This is a genomic window from Aquaspirillum serpens DSM 68 (assembly GCF_000420525.1).
GTDB classification, from domain to species: Bacteria; Pseudomonadota; Gammaproteobacteria; order Burkholderiales; family Aquaspirillaceae; genus Aquaspirillum; species Aquaspirillum serpens.
The window spans coordinates 1-13,176 of record NZ_ATVC01000069.1; the positions used below are offsets into that span (position 1 = coordinate 1).

The 13,176-nt window shown below is 51.4% G+C and carries 10 protein-coding genes and 2 pseudogenes; 3 read left to right on the forward strand and 9 right to left on the reverse strand.

Annotated features, from left to right (window positions below; translation table 11 throughout):
• Positions 1–18: 18 nt before the first annotated feature.
• Positions 19–198: pseudogene (locus tag G465_RS16555) on the reverse strand (zinc ribbon domain-containing protein); the annotation flags it as partial.
• Positions 199–500: 302 nt separating this feature from the next.
• Here G465_RS16555 and dapC point away from each other — a divergent pair.
• Together dapC and dapD are read left to right on the forward strand one after the other, a co-directional pair.
• A complete protein-coding gene (gene dapC, locus G465_RS0111220; protein ID WP_022654558.1) occupies positions 501–1,703 on the forward strand; it encodes a succinyldiaminopimelate transaminase in 1,203 nt (400 codons plus the stop codon).
• Between the two features lie 64 nt (positions 1,704–1,767).
• Positions 1,768–2,619: a 2,3,4,5-tetrahydropyridine-2,6-dicarboxylate N-succinyltransferase gene (gene dapD, locus G465_RS0111225; RefSeq protein ID WP_022654559.1), complete on the forward strand. Its 852-nt coding sequence runs from the start codon at positions 1,768–1,770 to the stop codon at positions 2,617–2,619.
• A 79-nt stretch (positions 2,620–2,698) separates the two neighbouring features.
• Here dapD and pnp read toward each other — a convergent pair whose 3' ends face one another.
• The 7 genes from pnp to rimP all read right to left on the reverse strand — a co-directional run bounded on the left by pnp (position 2,699) and on the right by rimP (position 12,149).
• Positions 2,699–4,855 carry a polyribonucleotide nucleotidyltransferase gene (pnp, locus tag G465_RS0111230; protein WP_022654560.1) on the reverse strand — a complete coding sequence of 719 codons (2,157 nt, stop codon included), beginning with the start codon at positions 4,853–4,855 and terminating at the stop codon, positions 2,699–2,701.
• A 206-nt stretch (positions 4,856–5,061) separates the two neighbouring features.
• A complete protein-coding gene (rpsO, locus tag G465_RS0111235) occupies positions 5,062–5,331 on the reverse strand; it encodes a 30S ribosomal protein S15 (RefSeq protein ID WP_027405416.1) in 270 nt (89 codons plus the stop codon).
• A gap of 65 nt (positions 5,332–5,396) precedes the next feature.
• Positions 5,397–6,332: a tRNA pseudouridine(55) synthase TruB gene (truB, locus tag G465_RS0111240; RefSeq protein WP_022654561.1), complete on the reverse strand. Its 936-nt coding sequence runs from the start codon at positions 6,330–6,332 to the stop codon at positions 5,397–5,399.
• Complete coding sequence (rbfA, locus tag G465_RS0111245; protein WP_022654562.1) at positions 6,329–6,724, reverse strand: 30S ribosome-binding factor RbfA; 396 nt, start codon at positions 6,722–6,724, stop codon at positions 6,329–6,331. The genes truB and rbfA overlap by 4 nt, the downstream gene beginning before the upstream one ends.
• Positions 6,725–6,808: 84 nt before the next feature.
• Positions 6,809–9,826, reverse strand: coding sequence for a translation initiation factor IF-2 (infB, locus tag G465_RS0111250; protein WP_022654563.1), 3,018 nt, complete (start codon positions 9,824–9,826; stop codon positions 6,809–6,811).
• A 333-nt stretch (positions 9,827–10,159) separates the two neighbouring features.
• On the reverse strand, positions 10,160–11,656 hold the full coding sequence (gene nusA, locus G465_RS0111255) for a transcription termination factor NusA (protein ID WP_022654564.1): 1,497 nt from the start codon (positions 11,654–11,656) through the stop codon (positions 10,160–10,162).
• A gap of 67 nt (positions 11,657–11,723) precedes the next feature.
• Positions 11,724–12,149, reverse strand: coding sequence for a ribosome maturation factor RimP (gene rimP / locus G465_RS0111260; protein WP_022654565.1), 426 nt, complete (start codon positions 12,147–12,149; stop codon positions 11,724–11,726).
• 308 nt (positions 12,150–12,457) lie between these two features.
• On the opposite strand from rimP, the pseudogene G465_RS0111265 reads away from it, so the two are divergent.
• Positions 12,458–12,889, forward strand: a pseudogene (locus G465_RS0111265) (AMP-binding protein); the annotation flags it as partial.
• A gap of 40 nt (positions 12,890–12,929) precedes the next feature.
• Here G465_RS0111265 and G465_RS16265 read toward each other — a convergent pair.
• A partial coding sequence (locus tag G465_RS16265; protein WP_155846548.1) for a zinc ribbon domain-containing protein occupies positions 12,930–13,176 on the reverse strand: 247 nt, incomplete at its 5' end.

Here is a 13,176-nt window from a genome sequence, read left to right on the forward strand (position 1 = left end):
GTTGACTTCCTCCCCGCCCTAAAGAGCGGGGATTCCTTCTGCAAGACGGCGAAGTCCCGCCGCGAGAATGTTTTTTGCCGCATTGGTATCGCGGTCGTGTACTGCACCGCATTCGTTGCAAATCCATTCTCTTATTCGCAAACTTGCCCTACCTTTCGGACTGCTAGCGGGTTTGATGCCGCAGCACAAGCATGTTTGGGTTGATGGGTTCCTTACTCACAACTCACTGCCTAATGGCACTTTAATTTGAGCTGTGTGCTGGAGATTCTACAGCACATTAAATAGTAACAAAACCCCGTTGGACACCTTCGGCGTCCGCGCTCTTGACCTCGGGCTGAACCCCAAGGCTTTCCACGCATTGGGTAAAACCCGTTGCAATGGTGGACGATGATCGTCCACCGTTTTTCTTTTCTTGGTTTTGTGTGCGCTTTGGGCTCAAAGCACAACACAATTTGGGGTAAGATGCGTCCCTTTACTTTAATGAGTGGGCTGCATCAGACATGAATCCTGCGCTTGATTTATTGCAACCTTATCCGTTTCAGAAATTACGCGAACTTTTCGCCGGCATCACCCCGAATCCAGAGCGATCCCCAATTAATTTATCGATTGGAGAACCTAAACACCCTACCCCAGATTGCATTCGCCACGCATTGGTTGATGCACTGTCTGGTTTAGCGCAATACCCTGCAACCCAAGGCAGTGATGAGCTGCGGGCAACCTGTGCTGATTGGTTGGCTGCTCGTTATGCCATTCCACGCCCTAAGCCTGCCACAGAAATATTACCGGTATGCGGCAGTCGCGAGGCCCTGTTTTCTTTTACGCAAATTGCGCTGCAACCGCTGCCGTCTGGTGAAAAACCAGTGGCGTTGTTGCCGAATCCTTTTTATCAAATTTATGAAGGGGCAACGCTGTTAGCCGGTGGCGAGCCTTTTTATCTGAATTGTGAACCGCAACGGCGTTTCCAACCCGATTGGTCGGAAGTCCCCGAAGCCATTTGGCAGCGCACACAACTGGTTTTTGTCTGTTCCCCGGGTAATCCAACGGGTGCGGTGATGACGCTGGAGGATTGGGAAGCCATGTTTGCTTTATCTGATCGCTATGGTTTTGTGATTGCCTCGGATGAGTGTTACTCCGAAATTTGGCAGCAAGAACCCCCTTTAGGCGGCTTACAGGCGGCAGTGCAACTGGGCCGAACTGATTACCGGCGTTTGGTGTCTTTTACCAGCTTATCAAAACGCTCGAATGCCCCAGGCTTACGCTCGGGTTTTGTTGCCGGCGATGCCGCTTATTTGAAAGCCTTTTTGCTCTATCGTACTTATCATGGTGCAGCCATGAGCCCAACGGTACAAAAGGCTAGCGTAGCCGCATGGCAAGATGAACAACACGTTGAAGACAACCGTGCTGCCTATCGTGAAAAATTCCAAGCGGTGACACCGATTGTGGCTGAAGTGTTGGACACCGCTTTGCCTGAAGCCGGTTTTTACTTATGGGCGCGGGTGCCTTCAGGCGATGATGTGGCTTTTGCTCGTGATTTGTTTGCACAGGAGCATGTGACGGTTCTCCCTGGCAGTTTCTTGGCGCGCAGCAACGCAGCCGGTTGTAACCCTGGTCAAGGTTTTATCCGTATTGCTTTGGTTGCACCTTTGGCTGAGTGTGTCGAAGCCGCACAGCGTATTCGCCATTTTGTGCAAACAACGTTGTAATCAAGCTCTGTAGTCGCACTAGGGTGCGACTGTTTTTTCTGATTTGTTAAGAAAGGATACGACCATGAGTGTCGCCATTCATATCACTCCCGGCCACCATCACCCATTAGAAACGGTGATTGAGCATATGTGGGAGCATCGTAACGAATTGACGCCACAAACTGCTTCTGATGACCAAATCTCTGCTATTTCGCAAGTCATCAATGAGTTGGACCATGGCAAATTGCGGGTAGCGGAAAAAATCAACGGTGAATGGAAAGTACACCAGTGGGTGAAAAAAGCCGTGTTATTGTATTTCCGTACCCACAACAACGAGCGGATGAAATCTGGCACGACACGTTACTACGATAAAGTGCCAACTAAATTTGAAGATTACTCAAAGGAGGATTTCCGTGAAGGGGGCTTCCGCGTGGTGCCGCCTGCGGTTGCACGTCACGGTTCCTTTATTGCCCCAGGCGTGGTCTTAATGCCTTCGTACGTCAATATCGGCGCTTATGTGGGTGAAAACACCATGGTGGACACATGGGCGACGGTGGGTTCTTGTGCACAAATTGGTAAGAATGTGCATTTATCCGGCGGTGTTGGTATTGGTGGGGTGTTAGAGCCATTGCAAGCCAATCCAACCATTATTGAAGATAACTGCTTTATCGGTGCCCGCTCGGAAATTGTCGAGGGTGTGATTGTGGAAGAAGGTTCTGTGATTTCGATGGGTGTTTACATCGGTCAAAGTACCAAAATTCTCGATCGTGAAACGGGTGAGATCAGCTATGGCCGTATTCCTGCTGGCTCGGTGGTGGTGTCGGGGAGCTTGCCGGCAAAAGATGGTTCGCACAGTCTGTATTGTGCCGTGATTGTGAAAAAGGTCGATGCACAAACACGTGCGAAGACCAGCATCAATGATTTATTGCGCGACTAATCGCGACGCTTTGCAAGGCTAAATAAAAAAACGCCCACTGATGTTGTGGGCGTTTTTGCTGTTAACAGTGTGACATCAATTAACCGTTATGGGCTTCGCTGACATCCGCTGTGGTGGTCACCGTAGCTTGCGCTGCTGCAGCTTCTTCGCGTGCCGCTTCTTTGATCGACAGGCGGATACGACCGCGATCATCTTGTTCCAACACTTTCACGCGTACCACTTGGCCTTCTTTCAGATAATCACCGACGTTAGCAATACGTTCGTTGGCGATTTGGCTGATGTGAACCAAACCATCACGGCCCGGAATAATCGACACAATCGCGCCGACATTCTTATCCAAAATTTTAACCACAGTACCTTCGTAGATTTTGCCAATTTCCACTTCAGCGGTCAGTTGGCCAATCCATTTTTTTGCTGCCTCAGCGCCATCGGCACTGACGGAAGCGATGGTGATGGTGCCATCTTCAGCGATGCTGATTTCGGTACCGGTTTCTTTGGTGATGGTGCGGATCGTTTCGCCGCCTTTACCAATCACTTCACGGATACGATCAGGATTGATCTTCATCACGTATAAACGTGGTGCGTGGTCGGAGATTTCCTGTGGTGCTTCCATTGCGTTTTGCATGAAACCCAAGATGTGCATACGGCCATCTTTGGCTTGTGCTAACGCTGCTTGCATGATGTCTTTAGTGATGCCCTGAATTTTGATATCCATCTGCAATGCAGTGATACCCGAGGCAGTGCCAGCCACTTTGAAATCCATATCGCCGAGGTGATCTTCATCACCCAAAATATCGGTCAGAACGGCAAAGCGGTTTTCTTCCAAAATCAAACCCATCGCAATACCTGCGACATGCGCTTTCAGCGGTACGCCGGCGCTCATCAATGCCAAGCAGCCACCACACACCGACGCCATCGACGAAGAACCATTCGATTCGGTGATTTCCGACACCACACGCATCGAGTAGGCGAATTCGTTTTCATTGGGTAAGACAGCGACCAAGGCGCGTTTTGCTAAGCGGCCATGCCCAATTTCACGGCGTTTTGGCGGGCCCATGCGACCTGTTTCACCGGTGGAGTAGGGCGGGAAGTTGTAATGCAGCATAAAGCGGTCGGAATACTCTCCCGACAAGGCATCAATTTTTTGCTCATCGGTTTTGGTACCCAATGTGGTAACCACCAAAGCCTGTGTTTCACCACGGGTGAACAACACCGAACCGTGTGCGCGTGGCAAGACATTAGTGCGGATGCTGATTGGACGTACGGTGCGCGTATCGCGGCCATCAATCCGTGGTTCGCCAGCCAAAATTTGACCCCGTACCACTTCGCCTTCGAGGCTCTTGAAAATGCCTTTGATTTCGTTGGCTAACAAGGTGTCGGTGTCTTCGCTAATCAACGCCGCTTTGACTTTGCTCCATGCTTCGTTTAAGGCTTGGCTGCGGGCTTGTTTTTGCCGAATACGGAAGGCATTCGCAATATCAGCCGCCGCTAAATCACGAATTTGTTGAATCAAAGCTTCGTTTTTGGCAGGGGCAGTCCACGGGACTAACACGGGATTGACTTCGTCGGCCAATTCATTGATGGCGCGAATGGCCGCTTGCATTTGCTCATGGCCAAATACCACCGCACCCAACATCACCTCTTCTGGCAATTCTTGGGCTTCCGATTCCACCATCAACACGGCGGCTTCTGTCCCTGCTACCACCAAATCCATTTGGCTTTGGCTCAGTTCAGCTTTGGTTGGGTTTAATACATATTCGCCATTCAGATAACCGACTCGTGCGGCACCGACTGGGCCCATAAACGGTACACCGGCCAACATCAGGGCCGCAGAGGCACCCAACATCGCTGGAATGTCTGAATCCACTTCTGGGTTTAACGACATCACTGTGGCAACAATTTGCACGTCGTTAAAGAAACCTTCGGGGAATAAAGGACGAATTGGGCGGTCGATCAGGCGGCTGGTAAGAATTTCTTTTTCTGACTGTTTGCCTTCGCGTTTGAAGAAACCACCAGGGATTTTACCGGCGGCATAGCTGCGCTCGAGATAATCCACTGTCAGTGGGAAAAAGTCTTGCCCTGGTTTCACTTCTGGCGCAACGGTCACGGCGACCAACACCACAGTGTCATCCATCGACACTAAGACTGAACCACCGGCTTGACGTGCGATTTCACCGGTTTCAAAGGTAACCGTATGACGGCCATATTGGAAAGATTTTGTAATTTTATTAAACACAGAGGATTCCTAATTGTTAACAGCTTGGGAAGACAACGGGAACCCCTACCGTTAGGGTCGGATCCAACCCCAAGGGTAGAGGCTCATCCCGTCGTAAACATTGAGAAAATACCATAAAACAACGGCAGCTTCCTTACGGAAGCCGCCGTTATCGACAGCAGATACCGAAACAGGTTCGCAAGATCAGCAAACCAGCGGCCAAGCGATTACTTACGCAGACCCAAACGGGTGATCAGGCTACGATAAGCATCAGCGTCTTTACGCTTCAGATAGTCCAGCAATTTACGGCGACGGCTCACCATTTTCAACAAACCACGACGGCTGTGGTGGTCTTTGCTGTTGGCTTTGAAGTGAGGTGTCAAGTCGTTGATGCGAGCGGTCAGCAGAGCGATTTGCACTTCGGAAGAACCGGTGTCACCTGCTGCACGTTGGAAATCTTTAACAATTTCTGCTTTTTTTGTGGTGGAAATGGCCATTTTATTACTCCAAATAATCAGTGAGCTTGCGCTCGGACAAGCATAGCGAGCAACCAATCACCCCTCTATGCTCCTACTGTGCTGGTGTTGACCAGCAATCGGTTTGGCCACAGCTGGCCATCGGCGCGAATCTGTCCCAAACCGAAAAACATTCCGCTTGTGTCGTACAAACGAAAGTCTTGCATTATCGCACTATTTTGTGGACTGTGCACAGGCTGACCATGTGTTAAACGATGTTTTTCATCATCTGTCGCCGTTAGTGCTGGAAAATGTTGTACTAACACATCAACCGGCAATAAAACTGCCTGCCGTTCTGTGAAAGGAATCTCGGCCAACTGTTCTAAGGTCAGAGCATGGTCAAGCGCAAACCCTGCAGTGCGAGTACGGCGTAAGGCGGTTAAGTGAGCGCCACAGCCAAGTGCCTGCCCAATATCATGGGCGAGACTACGAATATAAGTGCCTTTACTGCATTGAACGTCTAACACCACCGTATCGTCGGTAAACGCCAACAGTGTGATGTGATGAATCACTACATCGCGGGTTTTTCGTTCAATCTCAATACCCTGCCGCGCATACTCGTACAAGGCTTTGCCCTGAAATTTTAACGCCGAATACATCGGTGGTAGCTGTTGAATGGGGCCGGTAAATTGTGCCAGTACCGCTTCCAATTGGGCTTGACTGACCTCGACTGGTTTTTCGCTGACAATGTCACCTTCGGTGTCAAAGGTGGTGGTGGTTTGACCTAGCCGCAGGGTGGCGGTGTAGCCTTTGTCCGCATCTAACAAAAAAGCAGAAAACTTGGTGGCCTCACCAAAACAGACCGGTAATAAGCCGGTGGCCATCGGGTCGAGGACACCGGTATGCCCCGCTTTTTGGGCATGAAACTGCCAACGTGCTTTTTGTAGTGCGCTATTGCTCGATAGTAACAGTGGCTTATCAAGCAATAACACACCATCGACTGGCCGCTTGCCGGGTTTTTCAACAGAGGCGGCGCTGGTCATGAAACAGCCTTGTCGTCATCATCGTTTTTGGGCAATAAGGCATCATCGTGTGCCACTTTTTCAATCAACGAGTGCAAGTGCATCCCGCGTTCAACGGAGGTGTCGTAGACAAAATGCAGTTGCGGCACCGAGAACATTTTGATGGCGCGTGCCACACCGCTACGCAATAAACCGGCGGCACGTTGCAGGGTATCTTGGGTGTCATCCAAATTATCGGCATTCATCACCGTGTAAAACACTTTGGCGTGGGAATAATCGCGGGTGACTTCAACTGCGGTGATGGTGACCAGACCCATACGGGGATCTTTCACCTCGGTACGAATCAATTCGGCAAGTTCACGTTGTAGCTGGGCGGCAACGCGATCGGAACGGGAAAAATGTTTGCGAGCCATAGTAGGACGCTCCTCAGATGCAAAAGGGAACAGACAAAGAAAAACGGCGGACGTTGCACGCCCGCCGTTTTTTGCTGTCATCAATTATGACAGGGTACGAGCTACTTCGATGACTTCGTAGGCTTCCAGTTGGTCGCCTTCGATAATCTCGTTGAAGTTTTTCAGCATCATGCCGCACTCATAGCCTTGTTTCACTTCTTTTACGTCATCTTTGAAGCGTTTCAGGCTGTCGAGTTCGCCATCGTGAATCACCACGTTTTGACGAATCACACGTACGCGTGCACTGCGCTTAATCATACCGTCGGTGACCATACAACCCGCGATATTGCCCACTTTCGATACCGAGATCACCTGACGGATTTCTGCAGTACCCAAGATTTGCTCGCGTTTCTCTGGTGCCAACATGCCAGACAAGGCCGATTTCACTTCATCAATCGCATCATAAATGATGTTGTAGTAGCGAATATCGACTTCGTTGTTCTCTGCCACTTTGCGCGCTTGTGCATCGGCACGGGTGTTGAAGCCAATAATCACCGCCTGTGAAGCCAACGCCAAGTTGACGTCAGATTCAGTGATACCACCCACACCAGAGTGCAAGATATTGACGCGCACTTCTTCGGTGGACAGTTTTTGCAGGCTGCTTGCCAAGGCTTCGTAAGAACCTTGTACGTCGGCTTTGATAATCAGCGACAAGGTGCGGACTTCGCCTTCGGCCATCTGGGCAAACATATTTTCCAGTTTGGCGGCTTGTTGACGTGCCAAACGGACATCACGGAATTTACCTTGACGGAACAAGGCAATTTCGCGTGCTTTACGTTCATCAGTCAGCACAATCGCATCTTCACCGGCGGTTGGCACATCGGACAGACCGAGAATTTCCACTGGGATCGATGGCCCTGCTTCGTTCACAGGTTTGCCATTTTCGTCCAACATGGCGCGAACGCGACCAAACACCGAACCTGCTAACAGCACATCGCCTTTGCGTAAGGTACCGGATTGCACCAAGATGGTGGACACTGCACCACGACCTTTATCCAACCGTGCTTCAACGACCAAGCCTTTAGCCGGTGCGTCTTTGGCTGCCGTCAGTTCTAACACTTCGGCTTGCAACAGAATGGCTTCGAGTAAGCCATCGATGTTAATGCCTTGTTTGGCCGATACGTCGATGAACTGAGTCTCGCCACCCCATTCTTCTGGGACCACGCCATGACCAGACAATTCTTGACGGATTTTCTCTGGGTTGGCGCCTTGCTTATCAATTTTGTTCACCGCAACAACGATCGGTACCCCTGCGGCTTGGGCATGGTGAATCGCTTCGATTGTTTGTGGCATCACGCCATCGTCAGCGGCAACCACCAACACCACAATATCCGTGGCTTTCGCACCACGGGCACGCATCGCGGTAAACGCTTCGTGACCTGGGGTGTCGAGGAAGGTAATCATGCCGCGTTGGGTTTCAACGTGGTAAGCACCGATATGTTGGGTAATCCCACCGGCTTCACCCGATGCCACTTTAGTGCGGCGGATGTAGTCAAGCAATGAAGTCTTACCGTGGTCAACGTGACCCATCACTGTCACCACCGGTGCGCGGGCTTCCAACACCAGTTCATGATGACCGCCATCGACATCATCCAAATACGACTCTGGATCGTCTAATTTTGCTGGCTTCGCGACGTGACCCATTTCTTCCACCACGATCATCGCAGTTTCTTGGTCTAACACTTGGTTGATGGTGACCATCATGCCCATTTTCATCAGCACTTTGATGACTTCGGCAGCTTTCACCGACATCTTATGGGCTAAGTCCGCCACGCTGATGGTTTCTGGCACGAGGACTTCATGCACCACGGGCTCAGTCGGTGCTTGGAAAGCATGTGCCGCTTGGGATTGATTGTTTTTGCTGTTCTTACCGCCGCGTTTAGCTTTCCACGCATTGGTATTGCCAGCATCGCCACCACGGGTTTTCAGGCCACGACGCTTGTTCGCATCTTCATGGTCATGACGACCATTCGGTTGGCCTTTTTTCGGTGAGGCTTTTTTGTCTGCTGGCTTATCCGTTTTTTCAGCTGCTGGTGCTGCAGGTGTCGCGGCAGCAGGTGCTGGACGCGCTGCAGGACGGGAATTACGCTCGCCACCACCACTGCGCTCGTTGCGTTGTTGGTTGGCTGGGCGGGTGGTGGGTGCCGGGGCAGCAGCAGGCGCCGGTGTCGGAGCTGGCGCAGCCACAGGTGCAGGCGCTGGTTCGGGGGCTTTGGCGGGTGCTTCGCTGGCAGTTTTTGCTGCTAAGCGGCGTGCATCACGCTGTTGGCGTTCGCGAATCAGGGCTTCTTGTGCCGCACGCAATTTTGCTTGGCGGCGTTCTTCTGCTTCCCGCGCAGCGATTTCTTCTGGTGTCAAAATCGAGGCAGCAGAAACCGGTACCACGGGCTCATTCATTTGCTGTGCGGCTAAGACAGCTGGTTTGATGGCGGGTACAGCAGGTTTTTGTTGACGTTTATCTTGGCCACGACGATCACGCGATTGACCGCCACGTTCTTGTTGGCGTTGGCCATCTTTACGTGGCTGACCACCGTTATGGTGTGGTTTAGCGCGTTCTTCGGTTTTCGCTGGCTTGTTGTCTGCTGCTTTAGCTGGTGCTGGCTCGGCTTTGACAGCCACTGGTGCGGCAGCCGGTTTGATGTCTGCTTTCACTTCTTCGACCGCTGGTGTTGGGCTGGGGGCCGCAACAGGGGCAGGTGTCGGTGCCGGTGTTTCTACCACAGCAGGCGCTGGGGTAGGGGCTTCTACGGCTGGGGTATGGCTGGCTTCTTCGGGACGCGCAATCGTCCGTTTTTTACGAACTTCGACTTGAATCGTGCGAGATTTACCGGTGCTATCGGCACGGCGAATCTCGGAAGTTTCCTTGCGCTGCAAAGTAACAGAGCCGCTATCGGTCGAACCGTGGCGGCTTTTTAAATAAGACAACAGTTTTTCGCGATCTTGTTGGGTCAGCGTATCGTTGGTTGTTTGTTTATTGACCCCTGCTGCACGCAGTTGGTCCAACAAGTGTTCCGGTTGCAGTTTGAGTTCGCTAGCAAATTGTTTTACGTTGTTTTCGAGCATGTGTTCCTTAATCCTGTCTTTTGACATCCTCCCCCGTTTTCTATTGGGGGATTCCTACTGCGCTCGGGTGCCGCGAGAAGCTGCGCTCAAGTCGCGTCGGTGGGTTCCTGGGCCGAGTGCGCAACCGCTGCTCGTTTCTCCACAGGCGTCACTTCCGGCATGTCCTGCCGTAGGCTAGCGTGGCTATCACTGGCGACAACAGTATACGACGGTTGTATCACATGCGCTATCTATCTCCCTGAATCTACAGGAGGATGTCTGCGCGCTACGGAGGCAAACCAGTGATGTTGGCTCGCCTCCAAATGAAGCTACTTTGTTGCTTGACAACAAAGCTTACTGATCAAACCAGTGTTCACGCGCCTTTAAAATCAGAACACTCGCTGCTTCAGCATCCATGCCGGTCATGTCAACCAGATCATCGATAGCCAAATCGGCCAAGTCGTCGCGACTGACGATGCCGTTTTCTGCTAATTTACGCAAGATCTCGGCATCAATGCCTTCGAGGTTTTTCAGTTCTTCCGAGACAGTTTCCACTTTCTCTTCTGAAGCGATAGCCTGATTGAGCAGGGCATTACGGGCGCGGTTACGCAAATCGTTGACGGTTTCTTCAGTGAAGTCAGCGATTTCCAGCATTTCAGCCAGTGGGACATACGCCACTTCTTCTAAAGTGGTGAAACCTTCACGCACTAAAACGCTGGCAGTGGTTTCATCCACTTCAAGACCTTCGATAAACAACTTCCGCAGTTCAGCGTCTTCTGCTTCGTTTTTCTCGGCTGCTTCCGCTACCGTCATGATGTTTAACACCCAGCCGGTCAGTTCACCAGCCAAGCGGACATTCTGACCGCCACGACCAATTGCCAATGCCAGTTGATCGTCTTCAACCACCACATCCATGGCGTGATTGTCTTCATCGATCATGATACGAACGACTTCCGCTGGTGATAGGGCATTGATCACGTATTGTGCGGGATCGTTTGACCATAACACGATGTCAAGGCGTTCACCGGCTAATTCGCTGGTCACGGCTTGAACGCGTGAACCACGCATTCCAATGCAAGTGCCTTGGGGATCGATACGTGGATCGTTGGCTTTGACAGCAACTTTGGCACGGCTACCTGGGTCGCGAGCACAGCCTTTGATCTCGAGTAAACCTTCTTCGATTTCAGGGACTTCTAAAGCAAACAACTTGCCAACCAGCAGTGGTGTGGTGCGCGATAAAATCAGTTGTGGACCACGGCCAGTACGGTCAACACGCAATAAGAAAGCGCGAACGCGGTCGCCATTGCGCAGGTTTTCTTTCGGGATCATTTGATCGCGTGGCAATAATGCTTCGAGTTTGCCACATTCAACAATGGCATTACCACGCTCAATGCGCTTGATGGTGCCATTGACCAAATATTCACGGCGTTCGAGGAAGTCGTTAAGGATTTGCTCGCGTTCCGCATCGCGAATGCGTTGTAAGATGACTTGTTTGGCGGTTTGTGCCCCAATCCGGCCAAATTCCACCGCGTCCATCGGTTCTTCTTTGACTGCCCCAACGATGGCTTCTACTCCATGGTCGGCAGCATCGGTGATCGCGATTTCGCGGCTTGGGAATTCGTGGTCGTTGTCTTCCACGACAACCCAACGGCGGAAGGTAACGTATTGACCTGTAGCACGATCAATCTGCACACGCACGTCGATATCATCGCCGTGGTCTTTGTGATCTTGGCTGTACTTCTTTTTGGTGGCCGAGGCCAAGGCCAATTCTAAAGCGCCAAATACAATTTCTCGGCCAACGTTTTTTTCACGCGCCAAGGCATCTACTAACAACAAAATCTCGCGACTCATGCATTCCTCCGAATTCTGTATTCCGGTCTGTGGCCGGCATTAGCTCCAGCCGGCGGGGAGCGGTGTATCAGAACTCCGGCTCAAGCCGCGCCTTATCAATACTGGAAAATGGGATTTCCACTATTGTGCCGTCCACGTCAATCCTGACCCGGCCTTCTTCGAGGCCAGCTAAACGTCCGCGAAACTGCTTACGTCCCTCTAGCGGCATGCGTGTTTTGATTTTTGCTAAAGAACCTGCAAAGCGAACATAGTCGGCTTCTTTGGTCAGTGGGCGGTCGAGACCAGGTGAAGACACCTCGAGCCGATCGTAGTCCACATTTTCAACAGCAAATAGGCGTGTGAGGTGATTGCTCACCAACACACAGTCATCCAACGTGATGCCTTCTGGCTTATCGATAAACAGGCGAAAACCGCCACCGTTGATCAATTCCAGTGCAACAAACTCATACCCCAATCCGGGGAGAGTATTTTCCAGCAGTGTGCGAACGTCCATGCTTTGATCCGGCAAATAAAAAATGGGCGCTAACGCCCATCTATAAAACGCTCCGATTTTAGCAACTTTCTAAATAAAAAGAAACACTCACCACGATATGCCACACAAAATTGTGTTGTCTTGCAACATGGAAACACTTTGCGCGAAAAAAACGATTCCGTTACATTACGCAACAATTCAAACAAATGTTCGAATGGCGGCAATTTGGTCGTTTTGTGCTTATGCTAAGACAAGCACCGCCGAGGTAGCTGTTTGGAACGTTGCGAATTTTCTACATTAGAGCAGACAACACACGACGGGAGAAACTTATGGAAAAGCGCTGGCTTAAGAACTATCAGCAAGGGGTGGCCGCTGAGATCAACCTCGATAGTTTTCAATCGGTAAGCGAAGTATTTGAACATGCAGTCAAGAAATTCAGCCATCGCCCAGCGGTGGCGAATATGGACAAAGTGTTGACCTACGCTGAGATCGACCGTTTATCGATGCAGTTCGCGTCTTTCTTACAGCACGAGCTGAAGCTGGGGCGCGGCTCGCGGGTGGCAATTATGATGCCAAACCTATTGCAATATCCGGTGGCAGTGTTTGGGATTTTGCGGGCAGGTATGACAGTGGTGAACGTCAATCCGCTTTACACCCCACGCGAGTTAGAGCATCAGTTAAAAGATGCCGGAGTGGAGACCATTCTTATTTTAGAGAACTTCGCTAACACCCTGCAGCAAGTGGTGAAGCGTACGCCATTGACATCCTCCCCGGCCTGAAGGCCGGAGATTCCTACGGCGCTCAGACACGGCATTGAGCCGCACCTGAGTCGCTTCGGTGGGTTCCTGCTGCTGGCGGCATTGCTGCACCGCTCACTTCACAGGCGAACCGGGCGTGTCCCGCCCTTAGAACATTGATCGCGCCGACCAGATCGGCGTTTTCCTCGAAACCGCACTCGACGCACAAAAACTGCGCCTGTGTGCGTCGGTTGTCCGCCGACACATGGCCGCAGCACGGACAAGTGCGGCTGGTGTTCTGCGGTGGTACG